This window comes from Sphingomonas limnosediminicola, from assembly GCF_039537965.1.
GTDB lineage: Bacteria > Pseudomonadota > Alphaproteobacteria > Sphingomonadales > Sphingomonadaceae > Sphingomicrobium > Sphingomicrobium limnosediminicola.
In genome coordinates this window covers 609,040-629,005 of sequence record NZ_BAABBM010000001.1, presented here as the reverse complement: position 1 = coordinate 629,005, position 19,966 = coordinate 609,040, and the positions used below count along the sequence as shown (strand labels likewise).

24 protein-coding genes and 2 tRNA genes are annotated in these 19,966 nt (G+C 60.6%); 9 read left to right on the top strand and 17 right to left on the bottom strand.

Annotation, left to right across the window (positions count from 1 at the left end; translation table 11 throughout):
* Positions 1–307: 307 nt before the first annotated feature.
* The gene (locus ABD704_RS03175; RefSeq protein ID WP_344698241.1) at positions 308–1,042 is read left to right on the top strand and encodes a DUF72 domain-containing protein; all 735 of its coding nucleotides are present in this window, start codon (positions 308–310) and stop codon (positions 1,040–1,042) included.
* A 65-nt stretch (positions 1,043–1,107) separates the two neighbouring features.
* Here ABD704_RS03175 and ABD704_RS03170 read toward each other — a convergent pair whose 3' ends face one another.
* The 4 genes from ABD704_RS03170 to ABD704_RS03155 form a co-directional block, all read right to left on the bottom strand.
* On the bottom strand, positions 1,108–1,380 hold the full coding sequence (locus ABD704_RS03170; protein WP_344698240.1) for a ZIP family metal transporter: 273 nt from the start codon (positions 1,378–1,380) through the stop codon (positions 1,108–1,110).
* A 549-nt stretch (positions 1,381–1,929) separates the two neighbouring features.
* Entirely contained in the window at positions 1,930–2,217 is a 288-nt protein-coding gene (locus ABD704_RS03165; protein WP_344698239.1) for a hypothetical protein, read from the bottom strand.
* A 129-nt stretch (positions 2,218–2,346) separates the two neighbouring features.
* Positions 2,347–2,802 carry a DUF1801 domain-containing protein gene (locus ABD704_RS03160; protein WP_344698238.1) on the bottom strand — a complete coding sequence of 152 codons (456 nt, stop codon included), beginning with the start codon at positions 2,800–2,802 and terminating at the stop codon, positions 2,347–2,349.
* 120 nt (positions 2,803–2,922) lie between these two features.
* Positions 2,923–3,336, bottom strand: coding sequence for a hypothetical protein (locus ABD704_RS03155; RefSeq protein ID WP_344698237.1), 414 nt, complete (start codon positions 3,334–3,336; stop codon positions 2,923–2,925).
* A gap of 311 nt (positions 3,337–3,647) precedes the next feature.
* On the opposite strand from ABD704_RS03155, the gene ABD704_RS03150 reads away from it, so the two are divergent.
* Positions 3,648–3,724: transfer RNA gene (locus tag ABD704_RS03150), tRNA-Arg, on the top strand.
* A 100-nt stretch (positions 3,725–3,824) separates the two neighbouring features.
* Here ABD704_RS03150 and ABD704_RS03145 read toward each other — a convergent pair.
* Positions 3,825–4,439 (bottom strand): hypothetical protein, encoded by a 615-nt coding sequence (locus ABD704_RS03145; protein WP_344698236.1) that lies wholly within the window; start codon positions 4,437–4,439, stop codon positions 3,825–3,827.
* A 248-nt stretch (positions 4,440–4,687) separates the two neighbouring features.
* Between ABD704_RS03145 and ABD704_RS03140 the strand changes: the two genes are divergently transcribed.
* Positions 4,688–5,401 carry a hypothetical protein gene (locus ABD704_RS03140; RefSeq protein WP_344698235.1) on the top strand — a complete coding sequence of 238 codons (714 nt, stop codon included), beginning with the start codon at positions 4,688–4,690 and terminating at the stop codon, positions 5,399–5,401.
* Positions 5,402–5,537: 136 nt separating this feature from the next.
* Here ABD704_RS03140 and ABD704_RS03135 read toward each other — a convergent pair whose 3' ends face one another.
* From ABD704_RS03135 to ABD704_RS03125, 3 genes are all read right to left on the bottom strand, one after another.
* Positions 5,538–6,011, bottom strand: a complete 474-nt coding sequence (locus ABD704_RS03135; RefSeq protein ID WP_344698234.1) for a hypothetical protein — start codon at positions 6,009–6,011, stop codon at positions 5,538–5,540.
* A 17-nt stretch (positions 6,012–6,028) separates the two neighbouring features.
* Positions 6,029–6,520 carry a hypothetical protein gene (locus tag ABD704_RS03130; protein ID WP_344698232.1) on the bottom strand — a complete coding sequence of 164 codons (492 nt, stop codon included), beginning with the start codon at positions 6,518–6,520 and terminating at the stop codon, positions 6,029–6,031.
* Positions 6,521–6,661: 141 nt separating this feature from the next.
* Positions 6,662–6,844 (bottom strand): hypothetical protein, encoded by a 183-nt coding sequence (locus ABD704_RS03125; RefSeq protein WP_344698231.1) that lies wholly within the window; start codon positions 6,842–6,844, stop codon positions 6,662–6,664.
* A gap of 189 nt (positions 6,845–7,033) precedes the next feature.
* Here ABD704_RS03125 and ABD704_RS03120 point away from each other — a divergent pair, with 189 nt between their 5' ends.
* Positions 7,034–7,921 carry a PilZ domain-containing protein gene (locus ABD704_RS03120; protein WP_344700470.1) on the top strand — a complete coding sequence of 296 codons (888 nt, stop codon included), beginning with the start codon at positions 7,034–7,036 and terminating at the stop codon, positions 7,919–7,921.
* 102 nt (positions 7,922–8,023) lie between these two features.
* Here ABD704_RS03120 and ABD704_RS03115 read toward each other — a convergent pair whose 3' ends face one another.
* Positions 8,024–9,199: a ScyD/ScyE family protein gene (locus ABD704_RS03115; protein WP_344698230.1), complete on the bottom strand. Its 1,176-nt coding sequence runs from the start codon at positions 9,197–9,199 to the stop codon at positions 8,024–8,026.
* 67 nt (positions 9,200–9,266) lie between these two features.
* Positions 9,267–9,599: a UrcA family protein gene (locus ABD704_RS03110; RefSeq protein WP_344698229.1), complete on the bottom strand. Its 333-nt coding sequence runs from the start codon at positions 9,597–9,599 to the stop codon at positions 9,267–9,269.
* A gap of 381 nt (positions 9,600–9,980) precedes the next feature.
* Here ABD704_RS03110 and ABD704_RS03105 point away from each other — a divergent pair, with 381 nt between their 5' ends.
* Entirely contained in the window at positions 9,981–11,444 is a 1,464-nt protein-coding gene (locus ABD704_RS03105; protein WP_344698228.1) for a winged helix-turn-helix domain-containing protein, read from the top strand.
* 346 nt (positions 11,445–11,790) lie between these two features.
* Here ABD704_RS03105 and ABD704_RS03100 read toward each other — a convergent pair whose 3' ends face one another.
* On the bottom strand, positions 11,791–12,462 hold the full coding sequence (locus tag ABD704_RS03100; RefSeq protein WP_344698227.1) for a hypothetical protein: 672 nt from the start codon (positions 12,460–12,462) through the stop codon (positions 11,791–11,793).
* Here ABD704_RS03100 and ABD704_RS03095 point away from each other — a divergent pair.
* Both ABD704_RS03095 and ABD704_RS03090 read left to right on the top strand, forming a co-directional pair.
* Positions 12,452–12,781 (top strand): hypothetical protein, encoded by a 330-nt coding sequence (locus ABD704_RS03095; protein ID WP_344698226.1) that lies wholly within the window; start codon positions 12,452–12,454, stop codon positions 12,779–12,781. The two genes, ABD704_RS03100 and ABD704_RS03095, sit on opposite strands and share 11 nt — an antisense overlap.
* A 207-nt stretch (positions 12,782–12,988) precedes the next feature.
* Positions 12,989–13,306 carry a hypothetical protein gene (locus ABD704_RS03090; RefSeq protein WP_344698225.1) on the top strand — a complete coding sequence of 106 codons (318 nt, stop codon included), beginning with the start codon at positions 12,989–12,991 and terminating at the stop codon, positions 13,304–13,306.
* Between the two features lie 114 nt (positions 13,307–13,420).
* Here the strand turns inward: ABD704_RS03090 and ABD704_RS03085 are convergent.
* Together ABD704_RS03085 and folK are read right to left on the bottom strand one after the other, a co-directional pair.
* Positions 13,421–13,496: transfer RNA gene (locus ABD704_RS03085), tRNA-Lys, on the bottom strand.
* 14 nt (positions 13,497–13,510) lie between these two features.
* Positions 13,511–14,002, bottom strand: coding sequence for a 2-amino-4-hydroxy-6-hydroxymethyldihydropteridine diphosphokinase (folK, locus tag ABD704_RS03080; RefSeq protein ID WP_344698224.1), 492 nt, complete (start codon positions 14,000–14,002; stop codon positions 13,511–13,513).
* 23 nt (positions 14,003–14,025) lie between these two features.
* Here folK and ABD704_RS03075 point away from each other — a divergent pair, with 23 nt between their 5' ends.
* Complete coding sequence (locus tag ABD704_RS03075) at positions 14,026–14,700, top strand: uracil-DNA glycosylase (protein WP_344698223.1); 675 nt, start codon at positions 14,026–14,028, stop codon at positions 14,698–14,700.
* On the opposite strand, the gene aguB is transcribed toward ABD704_RS03075, so the two are convergent.
* On the bottom strand, positions 14,684–15,535 hold the full coding sequence (gene aguB / locus ABD704_RS03070) for an N-carbamoylputrescine amidase (protein ID WP_344698222.1): 852 nt from the start codon (positions 15,533–15,535) through the stop codon (positions 14,684–14,686). The two genes, ABD704_RS03075 and aguB, sit on opposite strands and share 17 nt — an antisense overlap.
* Positions 15,532–16,506, bottom strand: coding sequence for an agmatine deiminase family protein (locus ABD704_RS03065; RefSeq protein WP_425565448.1), 975 nt, complete (start codon positions 16,504–16,506; stop codon positions 15,532–15,534). Before ABD704_RS03065 ends, aguB begins: the two co-directional genes overlap by 4 nt.
* Positions 16,507–16,607: 101 nt before the next feature.
* Here ABD704_RS03065 and ABD704_RS03060 point away from each other — a divergent pair, with 101 nt between their 5' ends.
* The gene (locus tag ABD704_RS03060; RefSeq protein WP_344698220.1) at positions 16,608–18,536 is read left to right on the top strand and encodes an alpha/beta hydrolase family protein; all 1,929 of its coding nucleotides are present in this window, start codon (positions 16,608–16,610) and stop codon (positions 18,534–18,536) included.
* A 95-nt stretch (positions 18,537–18,631) separates the two neighbouring features.
* Here the strand turns inward: ABD704_RS03060 and rpsD are convergent, their stop codons facing one another.
* Both rpsD and ABD704_RS03050 read right to left on the bottom strand, forming a co-directional pair.
* The gene (gene rpsD / locus ABD704_RS03055; protein ID WP_344698219.1) at positions 18,632–19,246 is read right to left on the bottom strand and encodes a 30S ribosomal protein S4; all 615 of its coding nucleotides are present in this window, start codon (positions 19,244–19,246) and stop codon (positions 18,632–18,634) included.
* Between the two features lie 150 nt (positions 19,247–19,396).
* Positions 19,397–19,945, bottom strand: a complete 549-nt coding sequence (locus ABD704_RS03050) for a hypothetical protein (protein ID WP_344698218.1) — start codon at positions 19,943–19,945, stop codon at positions 19,397–19,399.
* Between the last annotated feature and the right edge of the window lie 21 nt (positions 19,946–19,966).

The window sequence follows — 19,966 nt, the reverse complement described above, 5'->3', positions numbered from 1 at the left end:
AAGTTTGGTCCAATGCAGACACATGTTTGGCTGAGGAACGCCGAAGTGTTGGCATCGTTAACGAGGACTGTGGGCGGGCTCATCGTTGTGGAGTATCCGATGAATTACCTCCGGCCGCTGATCACCAAATGGAACGATGCACTAAGGGGCAGGAGCTTCCCGAGGCGAGTGACGGCGCCCAACGGAAGCTCACGTTGGCAGGCTGCCAGTGGTCGAAGTTTCGATACTTTCGAAGAGGCCTGCAGCGCCTAATGTTGGTCGGGGAGACCGGTGACCTCCTAAGCCGGTCAAGCGACCGATGTGTTCGATGAAGATCGGGACCGCGGGCTGGACAATCGGCAGTGCCGCCACTGGCGAGTTCCCGACTGAGGGAAGCGGGTTAGAGCGGTACTCGCGAATATTGCCGGTCACCGAGATCAACAGCTCATTCCATCGTCCTCATCGGAAATCGACATGGAATCGCTGGTACGAGAGCGTGCCTACGACGTTCCGCTTCTCCGTGAAGATCCCAAAGGAGATTTCGCATCAACGAAAATTGGTGGATTGCCATGAGCCGCTCGCCGCATTCTTAGACCAGGCGCATTGCCTGAGAGAGAAGCTCGCGATCATCTTGCTGCAGCTTCCTCCCAAGTTTCAGTTCGAAGCAGATCTCGTTGAAAGGTTCTTCAACCAACTGGCAGTCCGAACCTCCGCTGCCGTGGTCTGCGAACCCCGCAACGCCACCTGGTTTACCGAGGAGGCCGACGATCTGCTGAAGCGTATGAAAGTCGTTCGGGTGGCAGCTGACCCGGTCACCGTGCCGGCCGCAGCCACTCCAGGCGGATGGCGAGGGTTTTCCTACTGGCGGTTGCACGGATCACCGGTGATCTATCGTTCGAGCTACGCAGATCGCATTCGTTCCTATGCCGATCGACTTGACCGGGAAATGACACGAGGGCGGGAGTGCTGGTGCATCTTCGATAACACGGCCTCGTCAGCCGCCATCTCCGACGCACTGCTTCTACGAAGAGCTGTCGACGTCGATCAGTCGAGATTGGCGTGACGCGAAGGATGCTCGTGTCGCTGAGCGAACGGGCCATGTCGGCTCCCTGTCGGCCACCGTCGCGATTAGGCCATTTTCGAGAGTGCAAATGCTGCCAAGAAGCCGCTCACTGCAATGATCCCAGCGTAGTCGTGCGTGCCCTCGAACGCTTCAGGCACCATCGTATCAACGACCATGGTTAGAATTGCACCTGCCGCAGTAGCTTGCACTGCAGCGACCAAACCCGGATTAGCGCCATCGAAAGCCACATAACCGAACCATGCGGCAATGCCGGCGATTAGCGCGATGCCTGCCCACAGCATGAACACGAACGGCAGCTTCCGACCTTCTGCCTTCATCCCTGCTGAGCTCGAGAGTCCAATTGTCTTCGGTCCATGCCGCGCCATCAATGGCCGGAATGAGTCGTGAGCGGACACTCGCCGACGGCAGGGTTGGGCGATGAAACGTCATTAAGCTTCGTCCAAAACGGACCATATCAAACCTCAAGTTAAGGCGAGAGAAGTAAGGGTCAGCTAAATCAGCTCAGAGGCCCGACCGCAGTGCCGCTTTCAACGCCATGTCAGACTGCAGATACTCGTGGTGAGCGTCGGTCGAGCATCTATTTGCCTGCCGTTCTGTATTGCGATGGCGATGCGTCGGACGTCAAAATCTGCAACGTCTCATCGGTCGGTGCACTGCTGACCGGCGAGATGCTGCCTCAAGCGGGTTCGCTGGTTCAGCTAATCCGTGGCAGGCTAATTGCGCATGGCCTCCTAGCCTGGAGGGACGCTGGCTGGTGCGGAGTGCAGTTTTCCGGAATGGTCGATGTGGCCCGCTGGCGGGCATCAAATGCCGAGCAGCACCGCGTCGACGAGGTGGTGAGATTGGTGAAAGCGGGCGTAGTCCCGCTACCGACTTCGTCGCGACCGACTGCCAAACGGAACCGTCAGACGCCAAAGCCCGGCCCGCAGTTGGCGGGAGACTTGCGGCGCGTCTCCGAAATCATTGAAAATCTTGGCGGTGAGCTCGCAGGGGATAGCTCCGTAATAGAACGGCATGGAGCGCTTCTTCAGCATATCGATATTGCGGTACAACTGCTTGACGAAATCGGCATGATCGTCGCTGGTCACATGGATCCCGGTGAAGCCGCTGGCAAGCTTGCAGCGTTGCGAAGGAGTGCAGATCAAGCGCTTCAACGGAACGCTTAGCCGTCAAGCGGGCAGCGACCGGCAGCCAAGCGCTGCGGCTGAACGGTGAATCGACCACCTCGCTAATGGCAGGAATGGGTCGAAATCTGCCGCGGCAAGTTTGGGTGGAAAGCACACCTAAGGCGCGGATCGGCGTGGCCGCTGATTGGGAGATATCGACTTAATAATCAGCGGACCCTTGCCCTCCAAAGGAAACGGCTTCGGCGCACTAGCCACCGCAGCGTCAATGAGCGCGCCGACTTCCGCAGTTTGGAGGAGTGAGATGGACTTCAGCTTGATGTGCCGGACCTTCGAACCCGAGCCTTCGAGCAGTCCGTTTGGATCGGTAACGCGTGCACCCCGAAGAAAGAAGAGGGTGACGTATCTTGGGTAAACAGCAATTGACAGGATGGCATCGCTCACCTTGTCACTGGCACCAAAGCCAACAACCAGCGCGTTATAGTTGTCGTAGACGATCCGAGTTGCCGTCGGAAAGCGGTCAGCCAGCGTTTTCAAAGCGTATCGCGCATCAGCGGCGACTGGGGCGTCATACTTGCATAGGAACTGGCCCAGCTTAGCTGCCGCATCATCCATACGGTGCACTTACCACGCAGCAGCCTGCATCGCACGGCTCACAGCGTTCGAGTTAGACCGATGCCCGCAATGGGTCGAAACCTGCCGCGGCAAGTTTGGGTGGAAAGCCGACACTCCCGCTCACACGATGAAGAGGTAAATCCCGGCGGCTAACGCTGCAAGCGCACCTGCACAGCCCCACCAAGGCATACTGGTCGCGAAGCGGTCACCGTAAGGGTCGTTTACCGCAAAGAACTCTTCTTCTTCGACTGCTTCCTGCCAAAGCGCCTCAAAATCTTCGACCCTCATATCTGGCTTGGTTCGAGGCTCGAACGTCGCCAAATCGAGTAGCCCATGAGAGGCGAAACTCTCGCCGCCGGGCCAACGGTGAACAAGCCGTTCAAGGTGGTCATATCCAAGCTCTCGGCTCGCCATCCCCTTTTCGTCGAGTTCAGCGACGAGACGAGATACTCTCCACGTCTTCTGAAGCCCGGTTATGTCCGCTTCCGCCAGTTCGATGATCCGAGTGCCGCCCATCACGAACGTTGCTGCCATCGACCCTGTATGTCCGCAATGGGTCGAGAGCTGCCATTCGGGTGTGCTGCGTTCCCGCAACAATGTCGGTGAAATTCATTACGGGGCGAAAACGGCACTCCTCGTGAGGGCGCTGCTGCACTACCTTTTAAGCATGAGCGTTCGATGCCTCTTTCGCCTCCACCGTCCGATGCTCACGTCGATCGTCCGGCGTGAGAATGGCTTCGCTGCGCTCTGCAATGACTGTGGTCTGCCGATCGAACGACCCGATGGGGGCCGCTGGAGCGCATCCGAGGCGTTGCTATCCCGGCGCGATCAAGCCGCGTAAACGGCCGCTCCTAGCTCAACTGGATAGAGCGTCGGGCTTCGAACCCGAAGGTTGGGGGTTCGAGTCCCTCGGAGCGGGCCAACGACACTTAGCCAATGTCCGTAACCCAATAGGGTTTTGCCACATGCGGACCGTCCGCTTGCGGCCATCTGCAGTCATTCGGAACCGCTGACGGTCGCTGTTACTGCTTCGCCTGCGTAAACTTCTCCGTATCGTGCTTGGCTTTGGCTTGTTGCCATCTCGCGATATCGCCCGGCTCGTTGCAGAATGGCGTGAGCTCGCTTGGTCGGGTCGTCGATCCCGTGGAAATGAGGCTCATTTGGCGGATGTGATATCCGCCAACGCCTGCACGAAGTAGCACGTCGTAAGTGCCCAGCGTAGTGCCGTTGCTTGTGATTGCACGCCACTGCCCGTGAATGTTCTGGGTATCGTTAGACTGGACCAAGTCGACCCGATCGAGCTTCGCTATCCGGGCAGCCCAGGGATCGCGCGCTGTTCGCGTATCAGCCTGCGTTCCATCGATGAACAACACTCGATGGTCACGCGTCCCTGTGAACATCTTGTCGAGGCTGGAGGTCGTTTTGGCCAAGCCGAGATACTTGTCCATCGCCTGGTCGGCGTAAGGGATCTGCCCAGCGAAGTATTTCGCGTTGTGCTTGGCGGTGCCGTCGTAGCACCACTTCCCGACCCCTTGTCCCATGATGTCACCCACGACGCCGCCGATCCAAGCCTCTGCAGTCGCGGGTCCGGCCGCTAGCGCAAACGCGGAACCGACAATCAACAATTTCTTACGCACGATAGGTCCCCCTGGCCGACGGAAGATAGCGCGCGTTCCATCTCAGGCAATTGATGAGTGCTGGAGTCTGCTTTCGACCCATTCCTGCCATTAGGGTTTGTGACACGCGTATGCCTTATCGAGACTGAATGATGAGCTGTCGGTGTCTTAGTTGGAAGGTCTTCAGGCGAGCGGGACCGGTCGTGATTTCCCTTTCGATAGCTGCCCTATCATCCTGCTCGGCAACCAAGCCCGGCGCTGAACAAATAATGATCCACAGGGGTCACAAGCCTGCCTACACCAAGGAGACGAAACCCGTTACGGTAGCCGTGGCCAATTACATCCCGGTCGACCCGAACTCCGATTTCTTCAGGGTCGTCCCTGGAACACGCCTCTCCTTCCGAATTCCCGCACATTTCCTGGTCTCCAAGTGGAACCTCATGGGCGGGGACCAGGAATCGATCGTCATGGAGGCCAATTCAAAGACCCTCCGGCCTTGGCAGGAATGCCTTGCGGGAACACTCGAAAGGCCGGTTCCTCGGTGCCCAGGCGAGCGGCCTCTGCTCATTCGAATTTGGTCGGACATCCGGCCCGCGGTTCCGATGACAATACGGCCAGATCTGAAGGCCTTTCCTGCGGAGGACCGGACGAGCTTCGATGGGCGTCAAGTACGGCCGGTCGGCGAATCGGACGGATATCAGATCGTCGGCTATGACGATGTCTGGACTCGAAGGCCTGAAAGCCGAGTATCTTATTTCGGGAAGACGAACTTATATTCGTCGAGCCTCTTCCTGTACCCGCAGAACTATCAAAAAGAAGAAGTGAAGTTCGTCGACTGCGTAAAGATCGATACCTTTTGCAAGGCGTACCTTCCATTCCGTGGCAAGTGGGTCGAGTTCCAAGTCTACAAAGATCAGATGAGCGAGATCCGCGAGATCGCATCGGGAATCGTTCAAACGTTATCGAAATTGCTCGCCCGCTAGGCTGGATCGCCTAATGGCAGCTTTCCACCCAAACCTGCCGCTGTCCAGAGCTTCCCTTTGGTCATGCCGAAGGGGCTCGCCGGACTAACCGACGAGCCCCAAGTGATCAGCTCGATCTGAAACTGCAGCTCGTCGATTACATTTGATTGGTCGGCGTCGTCCCGCCCATCGTCTGAGGCCCGCCAGTGACCGATCCGCCGGAAGCAATTTGCTGCTGCACTGCCTGAGAGAGCTGCGGCGAAGATGTTGTGGCGGTGCATGATGCATGGCCGTTCGCTGCCGACGCTGCCAGGACGTCGACGGACACCCCGCAAACGCTGGCTGCGACTGCGATCGGCACTTGGGCGGTTACCGGTATATTGTTGCGGTTCACTTGCAGTGAGATGGAGAGATCGTTCAGGACATTCTGAAGATTGACGCTGACAAGCGCGGGAATGCTTGAGCCGCCCGTGCCGGTCGTATTCCCGGTTCCAGGACTCGATGCGGGAGCGGGAGTCCCGGCGCTCACTTCACCTGCGCTGCTCGGCGCCGCGGATTGCGTCGTCTTACATGCCGAAACGGCGAGACCGGCAAGGGCAATGGACGTCCAAACGAGTGAACGTGTCGACATTCGTACCTCCTGAAAACTTAGGACTGAGGAGTGGTGATTTGGGGCTGCGGCTGCGTCGTCGCCGGCTGAGTGCCTGCAGGCTGCGACGTTGTTGGCGTTGGTGCGCCTGTGGTGGTTTGAGCGCCTCCGCCGACCGAACCGTTGGCGGCCAGTTGCTCCTGGATGTACTGCTTGAGCTCAGGCGAGATCGAATTGGCGGTGCAGCCCTTGCTCGAGCCACCGGCTGCGCCGATCGACAGAACATTGATCGACACGCCGCAGACGTTGGCTGCGACGTTGATCGGGATCTGCGCGTTGATCGGGATATTGGCTTTGTCGATCTTAAGGTCGAGCGCTAGGTTGTTCAGCACGTTTGAAAGATTGACGTTCACCAGCGACGGAACACGAGACACACCCGAGGCGACGGCCGAGCCAGCGCTCTTGATGCCATCGGTTGCCGATGAAGCGGTCTTGCACGCTGATAATGGAAGTAGCGCGAGAAGCGCGGCAGACGCAGACAAAATACGCATACATTTTCCCTCTGTTGCACGCGGCCAACGCTGCTGAGGGCTCATGGTTTCCGTGAAAGTCGGCCGCAGACCGACCAGGCCTTGGTGCGAAACATCAGGCGCCGCCGGGCTTGTGATTTGAAGGCTGCGTTGACGCCCAGCCTAACTGAAGTCGTTCTTGTGAATGCGGCTCAGGACTTCGGCGGCGACACGCTCTTTCAGCTCGGCCATCGTACCAATGCGGTGACCACACCGATTGCAATGGATGGTGGCGTGATCCGCCACGCCGTGGTCGAGATTAAAGTTGTTATCGCCGCAACTGGCGCAGTTCAGTTCGATCTTCATGCGCCCGACCCCCATCCAGGTGGGAGTCGCGGAAGTACGCCTTAACCACTTGGATCAGTTTAAAAACTTCGCTTGATGCGGTTAGTTCCGGGAGGCCCAGCTTGAACAGCGGTTGCGGCCTTAGCTCAGTCAACTTTCTCTTAACCCATTGACGGTAAACGATGCCGGATTTGCGCGTACGAGGTGAGTATGAGCCTTCGAGAAGAAATCTTCGGTGGACCGGATGCGCGGAAAGCACGCCTCCTGGCTAAGAAGATCCGGTCCGGCCCTACCGTCCTAGCTCTCACTGACATGGTCATCCCCCGGCAGGAAACCCGTCGTACGGATATGCGCAGCGAGGATCGGCCCTATGCTTCCGGCGCGTTTGCCCGGATGATATTCCGGGAGCGGTCTCATGAAGTTGAGCTGGTCAATCTCTCGCGCGGCGGCGCCATGGTCGCAACCGCAGTGCAGCCTGACATTTTCGAGCATATCGAGCTGCACCTCGGCACCGATCACGCCGTTGAATGCGTAGTGCGTTGGGCCAAAGACGGCCGTTTGGGCCTAGAGTTCGCTCACGAGACTCAACTCCGCTGTTCGGAAGAGAAGAAAGTGGCGGTCCTGCAAGAGGTGCTCAATGAACGCTTCTCGGCAGACGAGCTGAAAATGGCGAAGGTGCAGCCCCTCCCGGCCGAGCATCGCCGGGGAGAAAGGCATCCCCTAATTTGGTCTGGTACACTTCGATACCGGTCGCACGCCTGGGCGGTAAGATTGCGCAACGTTTCCGAGACGGGGGTCATGATCGAATGCGCCGGCGCCGTTCGTAACGGTTCGGACGTGGTCCTAGACCTCGGCGATGCTGGCTGCTTTGACGCGTGTGTCAGCTGGGTACATGGGGACCACGCCGGGCTTCACTTCCGCGATCCTTTTGACCTCAATTGGTTGTCGAAGTCTAAGCCCCGGGTGGCAACACCTGATTGGTTGCGACCGGCGTACCTTGAAGCCGATCATGCTCTTGACCCGGCGTCCGAGGGCGTTTGGAACCCGATGTCCTTGGGTGAACTCCAAACCCAGCTCGAGGGATTTCTCAAGCGCTGACCGCGCCCGTTTCCCACCCAAACCTGCCGCGGCAAGCTGGCTGGGACGGAACGCAGACATTCAATACTGGTCGCTTTGTGTCGAAGCTGCCAGTGGGGCATGTCACGAATTCTCTATACCTATTGAGGCAGGCGTCAGCAGGCATCTACGAGACCGGCGCAACCCGACGCCAACCATACCGAAGCCAACCAGCATCAGCGCCCAGGTCGACGCTTCTGGTACAGCGGCGATTCGAACAACCTGACCTCCGCCAGCCGACGCGCTGAAATTGGTTGCATAGAATGCGCCGTCGGAACCAATCGTCAGGCCCGTAGGGTTGGTGAGATCGGTGAACAGAGTCTCGCTGGAACCATCGCCGTTGATGCGAAGAAGCGCGCCGGGACCGCCCGGCGCGAACAGGCCGTTCGTGTCATACTCGAGGCCATAGAGAGCTCCATCCACTCCAAAAGCTAAATCCGTGAGCATCGTAAAACCGCTAAAAACGTCCGCGATCGAGCCATCAGGCAAGATGTGAAAGATGCGCGCCGTGCCCGGGATGAACGGTGCTCCGGTCAACTCGGAAAGCCAATAGGACCCGTCGGCTGCGACTGCGATCCCGGTCGGAACCCTCTCGGGCGCGCCTGCGGCGGCCGGGGGAAAGGCATCTACTAGGCCGACGGCGGCGTCAGGACTTACGCGGAGCAGGTCATTCCCACCGGCGTCTGTAACCAACATTCCGCTGGCGCTGGAAGCGATATGGAACGGGTTGCTATCGAGCGGCCCACCAGCTGGATTATGGCCGGCCTCATAGGCGGATATATCGGCGACGGACGTGATTCCACCGGGAGTAAAGGTGTAAAGTTGCCCCAGCTGCCAGGCGCCCGTCCCTGCCAGATCACTTGTGCGAACGGTTGGGTTTAAGCCCAGACCGATAACCACGTAGCCGGCGCCATCGGCACTGAAGGCTATGTCGTTGGGCCCACTGACATCCGCGACAGAACCAATGGACGGTAAGCCTGTGAGAATCCGCGTCTGAACGCCGCTACTTAGCTGCGTGATCGAGCCCGTCGTGGAGTAAGAGTACGCAACTCCCCGGCCATTCACGGTAGTAGGTGAGCCGGGCACGTAGTAGCCGGACTCTGCGATGTAGAGGCTACCATCAGGCCCGAAAGCAAGTCCGCGCGGATTGTACAGTCCCGATGCGACGACTTCGCCCACGTAGGTGACAGCAGACGCGGGCGACCCGATGGAGAGCGCAACAGCACCAACCAAGGTTAGGCAGGTCTTCCCTGCGTTCATGAGCCGAATCTCCTTTGCAAATTCAAGTCAGTCGGATGCCACGGCGCGGGCTGCGGTTAGCCGCGAGTTACTTACTGAAGACGGCGGTAATTGCGATCGCGGTGACTAAGCGCTTCCCGAGTGAACGCGCCGCGACGATTGCTTGGATCTCACGATCAGCACGGGCCAACGTATCTCTCTCGCACGCAAAAAGTTCGATCTGAATCGCATCGGGAATCGCTGCCCTGCAAACTCTATCGGCCGCGCTGAGTAGCTTGGCGTGCAGGCGGCGCTGATCATCTGGTTTGCTGAGATCGTAACCTACCAGCTGGACGCGCAAGGCCGGTTGCTCGTCATAAACGATCACCGGCTCGCCGGCGCTGAGACCCAGTGCTACCGAGATTATCGAAAGACCGATCATCGCTACCTCCACTCTTAGAAGCTGTGGGGAGCTTGCCTATTTCGTGAGCCCTCTGGGATGATCGCCACCTGATCATTTGCCGATAATTTGCCGATTTTGGATGCGGCTCGGCGATGATGAATCGGAGCTCTGGCTGCTAACCTTTAGCGACCTGCCTAAATTGTAGGTTCTTGTTCGGGCATTTGAACCGAATCTTGCGCAACGTCCTGCCGTTATGAGATGAATGCGCCACACCCTAAGCCGACGGGTTAGATCCGGGGGGTATGTCCGGCGTTGGATGTGTCACGCAAACAATCGCGCCAAGCGATTTCCATTGCTGATCTGGCGAGCGCGGACGCCTTTCGAATAGGCAATGTTTTTGTCTCGCCGCCGCGGCGGCAGATGACGGGTCCGCTCGGCACGACGGAGGTCCAGCCGCGCGTGATGCAAGTGCTGGTCGCTCTTGCCGACGAGGCGGGACGCGTCGTCACTCGGGAGACTTTGTTCGAGCGCTGTTGGGGCGACGTCTACGTCGGCGACGATAGCTTGAACCGCGTGGTTTTGGCTTTGCGAAAGGTAATTGGCCAACTTGGCGGCGAGGGCTTCGAGATCGAGACGATCCGCAAGGCAGGCTATCGCCTCAGCGGCAGCTTAGCGAAAGTTCCCGACGACATTGGCAAGGCGGCAATCGGCCTCGATCGCCGAAACCTTGCGAAGGCGGCGATTGCCTTCGTTGTCCTGGGAGGGCTGGGAGCGTGGGCGGCTTCCAACTCATCGCGGGACCGCCGGTTCGAGGCGTTGCTGCGTCAGGGGCATGCTGCTCTCGCCGGTGACGACAACCAGTTCAGGCCGGATGTCGCGCTGCGGGCTTTCCAGGAAGCGACAGACATTCATCCCGACAATCCGCGTGCGCTGGGCTGGTTGGCGCTGACGAAGAGCTACTTCGCACAGACTGCACCGGAGGAGCATTCTGCGACGAGCGTCGCAAATGCTGCGCAGATCGCACAGCAGGCGCTCGCGATCGATCCAAAAGAGCCGAACGCGCTGATGGCAATGTTCGAGCTGGAGGGGGCGACGCTCGACTGGTGGGGACGCGATCGCCTTCTCCGCAAAGTGATAACGATTGATTCAAGGAACGAGCTCGCGACTGGCGAGCTCGCCGCCTTGCTTCTTGCCGCTGGCATGACGCGGGAATCATCACTCTGGGGGGAACGAAACATCTCTTTGTTGCCGCTTTCGCAGAACGCATTGGCCGGCCGCGCGACACGGCTCTGGATGTCCGGCTTGGTGGCAGACGCGGACAACGTCATCAATCAGCTGCGCACGTCTTTTCCGACGAGTCGCTGGATCTGGTCGGTTCGGTTCAGACTCTATGCTTTCACGGGCCGCGCCCGAGCGGCGGAAACGATGTTGGGCGCCGATCCTGGAATGCTTCGTAAGGGCCCCGAGACGGACATGTGGCGCACCGGCCTACACGCACTGGAAGACCCATCCGTCACCAACATCGCCCGCGCCCGCGAGGCATGCTTCGCCGCTGCCCAAGTATCGGGCGAGCTCGCGGGCTACGCGATGGTGATACTGAGCGCGCTCCGGGAGGTGGACTCGGCGTTTGAGGTCGCCACCGGCCATTTGCTTTCCCGAAGCGCGATCGTGCAGGCCCGGAAGCCGGCATATGAACGCGAACCGACCGATGCCATGCATCGGATCAACACCTCGTGGCTGTTCGCACCGCCGTGTAAGGAAATGCGGGCGGACCCCAGATTCATCCCGCTTTGCCATGGCATCGGCCTTGTCGAATATTGGCAAAGGCGGGGCGTGAAACCTGATTATGTTCGTATGGATGCAGCCAAGCCACCGCGCTTATAGAAAGAGGTTGGCAACCGCTAATGACGATGGCTCGAGCGGCGCGCTCAGGTTGATAAGAATGTCCGGGGTCCAGTCATTATCGGTGTAGCCGACGAGAGTCATATGGCCGCCATCTTCTAGGACGTAGAGGTTTCCCGCGCCGTGCCATAAATACGCGCAGGGATCGACGTGGCCCTTGTATGTGAAAGCTTGGTGGCGGGGTCCAAGCAGCCGCGCAGATCGAAAAGTCCAGTACCGCGCAATCCGATCCGATCTCGAAGCCAGACGCACTCCGCGCCAATTTATAGCGGCAGGAATGGGTCGAACGCTGCCGCGGCCGGTTCGGGTGGAACGCGGACGCTGCGATTCAATCGAAGTCGAGACTTCTGAGCTTCGCGATAAGGTCACCGTCGAGGTTCAGAATGGCCTCCGCAACATGAGCATGACCTTTGGCCACGGCTAGCGCAGCCAGCGCGGATAAGGCTGTAGCCTCGTCCCAGGGGTCGTCGCGATGAAGTGAGACGCATTCGGTCAGGCCGGAGATGGCGCGTTGATATGGTTCTTCGAGTTCCTCTGGGATCGCCGGGCCTTTCCCATTTAGCCGCGCAACCTCGATGGAGGCCGGCAGCTGGAAGAAGCTAAAGTCAATCACCCCCTCGGTCTTGCAGGCGATCTCAACGATGTGCGGTACTGCGGCGTAGGACGCCGTAAAAACATCCCCCTGGTGGCAAAGGCTGGACCAAAGGCTGAACCACGGTTCGCTCTCATAATCGGTATGAGGAGCCGTTGAACCGGCCAGTTCGGTCAGTAGCCGAGGCGTATCGCTCGCAAGTCCATACGCGTGAGACAGGCGTGACCATTCGGGATCGTGGAGCGAGAGCATACTCAAGCTTAGCCGTTGGCCTAATATCCGCAACGGGTCGAAAGCTGACCCTTTCTGCGTTACCTCCCCAAGAATGAGCGGTCCGTTTTTCGCTGTGGCTTTGTCGACCCTGGCCACTGCAAGCTCCGGCGTGACCGCCGATGGAATGAAATCCATTGCCTACGGCTGTGGCGACGTCGTCGTGGTAGGCGCGGTTCGGAACGTCGAAGGCGTCTGGGAACATGTCGAGATCGAGGGCGACTTTCTGGGTCACGGTTGGGCGACGGCCTACGTGAGGATCAAGCATGTTCTCAGGGGAAACGGGGCTCGTGCATCAGTTTATGCAAGATATTCCGACCACACTTACCGGGCTTTCGCTCGCGGCCAGCAATATCTGCTTGTCCTCCAGCCACGCAACGACCGGACCTACACAATCCGTTCCATCCAACGCTGGAGCAGCGAGACGCGCTCGAAATTGGCGCGCACCTGCACCTGAACGGCCGCTTTGGGTCGAAAGCTGCCACAAGCGGACGATCCGCTACCGGCCAAAGGCGGAAACGGCTTTCGTCGGTAATCGTAACACTCCACGGCAGGACGCCTTGTAGACCTGGACTACGCGGTCGCCTTTTCGGAGCACTGGAGCTGCAGATGGCCTTGGCCGCATGTGGATATCGGGGACAGTCCGAAAGGCCATGTTCCTGAAATGTTCTTACGGGCGTATCTCGCGCCAATGCCGCGCCGATTCACGATCGAAGGACAGCAGCTCGCTATCGTTATTGCAGGCTGGCTGCGTGTACTTCCCAAATGGGCGTGGGGTGAAGAACCGGGCCATGCCAAGCTAAAGAAGGAGGGTCGGCGGCGCTCGGACCTCGATGCGCCAGATCCCAAACGCATGGCAGCAGACCTAATCGCCGAGAAGTTACGCGAGCTGGGCTGGGAAGTGTCCTACGAGGAACGTGACAATTTCTTTTGCGATCGAACCGGGCCTCCGCCGTCTCGGCCCGGTAACAGCGAAGGGTGACCTGTGCAGCTAGCGGCAGGTTTGGTCGAATGCTGCCAGCAATGCCAAGCATTTAGGTGATTGCCCGGTGATTGCTTTTGCCTTCCCGTCCAATTGCAATCTTAAGCTAAGTAGTGGTGAGCCCAGCTGGATTCGAACCAGCGACCTACTGATTAAAAGTCAGTTGCTCTACCGACTGAGCTATGGGCCCCACTGCGGCGGCGGTTACCGCCTAGGCGCGCGGCGGGCAAGGCGCTCTGCGAGATGTCTGGCAGTTAGACTGCCTTTGATCCGCCAGCCGGGCGCGATCGCCGCGAGCGGCTGAAGGACGAAGCTGCGCCTGACGAGTTGCGCATGAGGCACGTTCAGCTGGCGGGAACGAAAGCGGCCGCCACTCCACAGCACGAGATCGAGGTCGAGAACGCGAGGTCCCCACCGCATGCCGCCTCGCCGGCCGAAGTCGCGCTCCATCCCCTTGAGCTTGCGGAGCACGTCCAGCGGGCTGTCATCGCTTTCGACCAGCGCCACCGCATTGGCGAAATCGCGTCCGGCTGGGCCATGCGCGGCGTTGAGGATGATCGGTGAGGCGTCGAACAGGCCGAATTCCTCGTCTAGACGCGCGATCGCGGCTTCGACGACGCCTTGCGGGCGTCCGAACCGGCCGTGGGCGCGGTTCGACCCGATTGCGATCGCATAGAGGTGCGTTGCGCCTGCCACTCCGGCTCGCCTAGGTCAGGACGATGAGGATCGCTACCCCAGCCGAGCTTTCGCCCGTGCCCGAGGCAGAGGCACCGCGGGATTGCCCCTTGTGCCCGCGGCTTGTCGCGTTTCGCGAGGAATGCCGGATCGAGTTTCCGCAATGGTGGAACGCGCCGGTGCCCGCGTTCGGCGACCGCGACGCCTGGCTTGCGATCGTCGGACTGGCGCCCGGCAAGCACGGGGCCAATCGCACGGGTAGACCCTTCACCGGGGATTTCGCCGGCGAGCTGCTTTATGCGACGCTGCTGAAATTCGGGCTCGCTAACGGCACCTACGGCGCCGATCCGGGCGACGGCTTGCAGCTCGACGGGGCGGTCATCCTCAACGCCGTCAAATGCCTGCCGCCCGCGAACAAGCCGGAACCGCGCGAGATCGCGACGTGCCGGAGCTATTTCGAAGTCGCGCTCGGCGCCTTGCCCAGTGTCCGCGTGGTCATCGCGCTGGGCCAGATCGCGCATGTCGCCGCAGCGCGCGCGATGGGCCTGAAGCCGGCCGCCACCAAGTTCGGCCATGGGGCGGAGGCGACTGCGGCGGACGGCCGTATCCTGCTCTCAAGCTATCACTGCTCGCGGTACAATCAGAATACGGGCCGGCTTGATGCGAAGAAGTTCGAGAGCGTATTCGAACGCGCGCTCGCCCTCAGATGTCCTGGGTGAGCCGCCCGTAAAGCTCGGGCCGGCGATCACGGAAAAAGCCGAAGGCGGCGCGGTGCTTCTTGGCCTGCGCAAGGTCTAGTGTCGCCACCAAAACGCCGGTCTCGTTCGCGCCGAACTCCGCCTGGATGTCGCCGCGCTCATCGCAGATGAAGCTGTGGCCGTAGAAACGCTGGCCGTGTTCGATGCCGATACGGTTGGCGGCGACGACGGGGACTACATTTGAGACCGCATGGCCGATCATGGCGCGCCGCCACAAGCGTGACGTGTCGAGGTCGGGATCGTGCGGCTCAGTGCCGATGGCAGTCGGGTAGAAGAGGATGTCCGCCCCCATCAGCATCATCGCCCGCGCGGTTTCCGGATACCATTGGTCCCAGCATACGCCCACGCCGAGCGTCGATCGATGCGGACCATTCCAGACCTTGAAGCCCGTATTGCCGGGGCGAAAGTAGAACTTCTCTTCGTAGCCCGGCCCGTCGGGGATGTGACTCTTGCGATAGACGCCGGCGATCTTCCCATCTGGTCCGATCATCGCGAGGCTGTTGTAATGATGCGGGCCGTCGAGCTCGAAGAAGCTCGTCGGGATCCAGATCTTCAGCTCCTCCGCCAGCTTCTGCATGGCGAGGACGGACGGATGCTCGGAAGTCGGGCGCGCGGTCGCGAACAGGCTCTCGTCCTCGACACGGCAGAAATAGGGGCCATCGAACAGTTCGGGCGGGAGCACGACCTCGGCGCCCTTGCCGGCTGCCTCACGCACGAGCTCGCCCACTGCGCGGATGTTCGCGTCGGTGTCGCCTGAGAAGGCGAGCTGAAGCGCGGCAACGGTGAGCTTGGTCATGCGGGAACCTGTTGGGAGATGCAGTGGAAGCTTCCGCCCCCGGTCAGGATGTGGTCGGCGCGAAGGCCGATTGCAACGCGGCCCGGGAACAGCGCCTGGACGACATCGACGGCGTTGCGGTCGTTCGGCGCGCCATATTGCGGCACGACGACCGCGGCATTGCCGATGTAGAAGTTCATGTAGCTCGCGGGGACGATGTCCCCGTCTTCGCCGAAGACGCCGCCGGGCGAGGGCAGGGTGACGACGTCGAGCTTGGTCGAACGGAGCCGCCGAGCCGCGTCGCGATAGACCGCGTCGTTCGGGTCGTCCTTGGCCGAGGTCGGAATGGCGATGCGCCCGGGCGCCACGAAGCGCGCCAGATTGTCGACATGCCCGTCGGTATGGTCGTTCATCAACCCGTCGCCCAGCCAGATCACGCGCTCGAACCCTAGGTCGCGTAACAGCCGCTCTTCGACCTCCTCACGCGACAGACTGTTCCGGTTCGGGTTGAGGAGACACTGCTCGGTCGTAACGACGGTGCCCGATCCGTCGCCGTCGATGGCGCCGCCTTCGAGAACCCAATCAGCCTTGGCGAACGGCATCGAAGCGCGCCCCGCGAGCCGCTCTCCGACATCGCCGTCACCGTCGAGATCGTATTTGCCGCCCCAGCCGTTGAAGCCGAAGCCTTGTGCGCGGCGCTGCTTGCCGGAACCGACGATTACTGGCCCGGTGTCGCGCAGCCAGATGTCGCCAAACGGTTCAACGATGACTTCGGCGAACGGTGCCAGTCTCGCCGCTGCCTCGGCAGCGCCTTCGTGCGCGGCGACCAGCCGCACCGTCTCGCCCTTGCCGTTGGCGTGAACGGCTTTCGCGAACGCCGCCACTTCGCGTTCAGCTTCCTTCAGGTCGCCGAGCCACAGTTCGGGATCGCTCGGGAAACCGATCCACACCGCTTCGTGCGGCGCCCATTCCGGAAGCGGAAGCAACGTCATGACGCCGCCCGCTAACAGGCGCATCGAAAAGCGCCAAGCCATGGGCTTGCATGGCGCTGTGCAACATGCACTATGTGCTTGCCGGGTAAGGGGGAATTTAAATGAAGATGCGTAATGTGCTGCTCGCTTCGGCGATCGGTTTGTATATGGCTGCTCCGACTTGGGCGACCGATCTTGCAACGGATGCAAAGTCGTTTGGGGCGCGGGATGCAGTCATCGGTCCCGATCTTTCCGCCGATGGATCTCAAGTAATTTACGTCACGCCCGGGCCAGGCCGGAAGTCCATCGCCGTCATCGGGAATCTCGACGCAGGAAAATTCAGCACAATCGCAAGCTCGGACGGAAATCCGGAGCAGCTGCGCTGGTGCAATTTCGTTTCGGCGACTCGCTCGGTCTGCCAGATCGGCGGCGGCGTCAAAAATAACCTCTTTGAGGTCTTGAGCTTCAGCCGGCTCGTGTCGCTGAACAATGACGGAAGTGATCCCAAGCTACTGGGACAGACCGACAGCGTCTATGACGCGTGGCTGCGGCAGGTCGACGCGCAAGTCGTCGACTGGCTGGACGGCACCGACAACAAGGTGCTGGTCGAACGTGAGTACGTCCCTGAGGAAGGCAAGATGGGGACTCACTTCGTACGCACGAAGAAGGGTGTCGGCGTCGACCGGATCGATGTGCGCACGCTCCGAAGCGACGCAGTGGAGTCGCCGCGCGACGGCGTCTCGAATTACATGAGCGACGGCCGCGGGCACGTCCGGCTGATGTCGAGTCCCGACATTTCGAGCGGCGGGATGCTTTCGGGCAAGACCCGTTATTCGTATCGCACAGCGGACTCGCGCGACTGGAAAACGCTCGGGATGTTCGAGGACGATCAGTTCCAGCCGCTGGCCGTCGATACGGATTCAAACCAGCTCTACGTACTCAAGAAGAAGAGCGGCCGGTTCGCGCTTTACGGCATCCGCATGGACGGAAGCATGGTGGAAACTCTAGTCGCCGAGAATCCGCGGGTCGACATCGACGACGTGGTCCGCTTCGGCGATGGCCAACGTGTCATCGGATACACCTACGTCGAGGACAAGCGGACGACTGTCTACTTCGATCCGGAGTTCAAGGCGCTCGCCGACTCGCTATCGCGCGTTCTTCCGCAATTGCCGCTCGTCGGCTTTGTCGATGCCAGTCATGATGGCAGGAAGCTGCTCATTCACGCGGGCAGCGATAGCGACCCCGGCCGCTATTACGTTTTCGATCGCGACAAGAAGACGTTGACGCCCGCCATGGTCGATCGGCCGGAGTTGGAAGGCCGCGCGCTTGCCTCAGTCAAGCCGGTCACCATCACGGCGCCCGACGGAACGCCTATCCCCGCCTATCTGACGCTGCCACCCGGGAAGGCTGCAAAGGGTTTGCCGGCCGTCATTCTCCCGCACGGCGGCCCCAGCTCTCGTGACGAATGGGGTTTCGACTGGCTGTCCCAATTCCTGGCCGCTCGAGGCTACGCGGTGTTGCAGCCCGAATATCGCGGTTCGGCCGGGTTCGGCGACGCGTGGCTAAATGAGAATGGTTTTAGGAATTGGCGCACGTCGATTGGCGACATCACGGCGTCGACGAAGTGGCTCGCAGCGCAAGGGATCGCGGATCCGGATCGCACCGCCATTCTCGGTTGGTCATATGGCGGCTATGCAGCTCTCCAGTCCGCGGCGACGCAACCCGGTCTTTACAAGGCCGTGGTGGCCGTGGCCCCGGTGACTGACCTCGCCATGCTCAAGGACGATTTCCGCGACTTTACGATCAGCCGGATCGTCGACAAGGAAATCGGGACAGGGCCGCACGTCGCTGACGGATCCCCGTTACGACATGCCGCCGAGATCCGAGTGCCGGTTCTTCTCGTTCACGGCGACATGGATACGAACGTCAAGATCACGCATTCGCAAAAGATGGACGCGGCGCTGAAGGCGGCAGGCCATCAGAGCGAATTGGTGACTTTCGCCGGCCTCGATCACCAGCTCAGGGATTCGGATGCCCGGGCTCAGAGCTAACCAAGATCGGCGAACTGCTGGACACTACGATCGGCCACTAAACGAAAAAGGGCGGCCGTAACGGACCGCCCTTCTTTCTTTCGTGCGAGGTTCGCTTAGCGCGAGTAGAACTCGATCACGAGGTTCGGTTCCATGCGGACGGGATAAGGCACCTCGTCGAGCTTGGGCACGCGGGTGAAGCTGACCTTAGTGTTGCCGTCGGGCGCCACGTAGTCGGGCACGTCACGCTCGGCGAGGCCCTGCGCTTCGATGACCAGCGCCATTTCCTGCGCCTTCGGACCGAGCTCGATCACATCGCCGACGTTCACGCGGCGGCTGGCGATGTTGCACTTCACGCCGTTGACGCGGATGTGGCCATGGCTGACGATTTGACGGGCAGCCCAGATGGTCGGGGCGAACTTGGCGCGGAAGACGACCATATCGAGGCGGCGCTCAAGCAGGCCGATCAGGTTCTGCGAAGCGTCGCCCTTCATGCGGGTGGCTTCGACATAGTTCTTCTTGAACTGCTTTTCGGTGATGTCGCCGTAATAGCCCTTTAGCTTCTGCTTGGCGCGCAGCTGGATGCCGTAGTCGCTGATCTTGCTCTTGCGGCGCTGGCCGTGCTGGCCGGGGCCATACTCGCGGCGGTTTACGGGGCTTTTGGGACGTCCGAAGACGTTTTCGCCCATGCGGCGGTCGAGCTTGTATTTGGCGCTGGTGCGCTTCGTCACTGTCGTTCTCCAATTCGCGTGTCTGCAAAGCGCCCGGGACCGCACCGCTGGACCAAAGCATCCAACGCGATCACCGCTTCACCGGGCATGCGGGATCAATTGCGAGCGGCGCACCTAGGGGGATGAGCCCCGAAGGTCAAGTTTCGCAGCCTATTGCGGCGCGCCGCGACCGATCGCGCTGCCTTCGACAACAAGGCTGTTATTGTTCTCGTCGCCATCCGCGGTCTCTTGCCGGGCCTGGCCGCTGCGATCGAGCTGCGCGCTGACCGGTAGCAACTGTGCGCTCGCTGCGATGCTCGTCGCGCTGGCGAGGGCGAAAACCGGGGATGTGTTGGACGCCGTCTTCACCGAGAAGCCGCGCAGGGACACCCAGCGCGTTTTGCCGGGCTGGAGCCGCGCGGTTCGAGCCTGGACCGGTTCGCTGCGCATCCGGCTATCGCTTGCACGCGCGGAGACCAGGACCGAGCCCTGGGACGGCGATTTCCCGATGTTACGAACCTGCACATATAGCGTGTCGCCGTCGATCCGCAGCGCGCCAATCTCGATGTCCGGAAACATGCGATCGTCCGATCCCTTGTGGGGCGGCGCGAGTGCACTGTTTTCGCCGGGCATCGCGCCCTGCGACGGATCAACGGTGGTGACAATCGGACCCTGGTCCTGGACAACGAATGCGGCGGCGAACGCCAGGAAGCTCAACATCGGCTGGACTCCTTCTGGAAC

Excerpts from the sequence above, each read along its gene's own strand:
- ABD704_RS03175 (WP_344698241.1), top strand. The coding sequence starts at position 308 with ATGAAGATCGGGACCGCGGGCTGGACAATCGGCAGTGCCGCCACTGGC.
- ABD704_RS03170 (WP_344698240.1), bottom strand. The coding sequence starts at position 1,380 with ATGAAGGCAGAAGGTCGGAAGCTGCCGTTCGTGTTCATGCTGTGGGCA.
- ABD704_RS03160 (WP_344698238.1), bottom strand. The coding sequence starts at position 2,802 with ATGGATGATGCGGCAGCTAAGCTGGGCCAGTTCCTATGCAAGTATGAC.
- ABD704_RS03155 (WP_344698237.1), bottom strand. The coding sequence starts at position 3,336 with ATGGCAGCAACGTTCGTGATGGGCGGCACTCGGATCATCGAACTGGCG.
- ABD704_RS03140 (WP_344698235.1), top strand. The coding sequence starts at position 4,688 with ATGATCCACAGGGGTCACAAGCCTGCCTACACCAAGGAGACGAAACCC.
- ABD704_RS03135 (WP_344698234.1), bottom strand. The coding sequence starts at position 6,011 with ATGTCGACACGTTCACTCGTTTGGACGTCCATTGCCCTTGCCGGTCTC.
- ABD704_RS03130 (WP_344698232.1), bottom strand. The coding sequence starts at position 6,520 with ATGCGTATTTTGTCTGCGTCTGCCGCGCTTCTCGCGCTACTTCCATTA.
- ABD704_RS03125 (WP_344698231.1), bottom strand. The coding sequence starts at position 6,844 with ATGAAGATCGAACTGAACTGCGCCAGTTGCGGCGATAACAACTTTAAT.
- ABD704_RS03120 (WP_344700470.1), top strand. The coding sequence starts at position 7,034 with ATGAGCCTTCGAGAAGAAATCTTCGGTGGACCGGATGCGCGGAAAGCA.
- ABD704_RS03115 (WP_344698230.1), bottom strand. The coding sequence starts at position 9,199 with ATGAACGCAGGGAAGACCTGCCTAACCTTGGTTGGTGCTGTTGCGCTC.
- ABD704_RS03110 (WP_344698229.1), bottom strand. The coding sequence starts at position 9,599 with ATGATCGGTCTTTCGATAATCTCGGTAGCACTGGGTCTCAGCGCCGGC.
- ABD704_RS03105 (WP_344698228.1), top strand. The coding sequence starts at position 9,981 with ATGACGGGTCCGCTCGGCACGACGGAGGTCCAGCCGCGCGTGATGCAA.
- ABD704_RS03095 (WP_344698226.1), top strand. The coding sequence starts at position 12,452 with ATGAAATCCATTGCCTACGGCTGTGGCGACGTCGTCGTGGTAGGCGCG.
- ABD704_RS03100 (WP_344698227.1), bottom strand. The coding sequence starts at position 12,462 with ATGGATTTCATTCCATCGGCGGTCACGCCGGAGCTTGCAGTGGCCAGG.
- ABD704_RS03090 (WP_344698225.1), top strand. The coding sequence starts at position 12,989 with ATGTTCTTACGGGCGTATCTCGCGCCAATGCCGCGCCGATTCACGATC.
- ABD704_RS03075 (WP_344698223.1), top strand. The coding sequence starts at position 14,026 with ATGAGGATCGCTACCCCAGCCGAGCTTTCGCCCGTGCCCGAGGCAGAG.
- aguB (WP_344698222.1), bottom strand. The coding sequence starts at position 15,535 with ATGACCAAGCTCACCGTTGCCGCGCTTCAGCTCGCCTTCTCAGGCGAC.
- ABD704_RS03065 (WP_425565448.1), bottom strand. The coding sequence starts at position 16,506 with ATGACGTTGCTTCCGCTTCCGGAATGGGCGCCGCACGAAGCGGTGTGG.
- ABD704_RS03060 (WP_344698220.1), top strand. The coding sequence starts at position 16,608 with ATGAAGATGCGTAATGTGCTGCTCGCTTCGGCGATCGGTTTGTATATG.
- ABD704_RS03050 (WP_344698218.1), bottom strand. The coding sequence starts at position 19,945 with ATGTTGAGCTTCCTGGCGTTCGCCGCCGCATTCGTTGTCCAGGACCAG.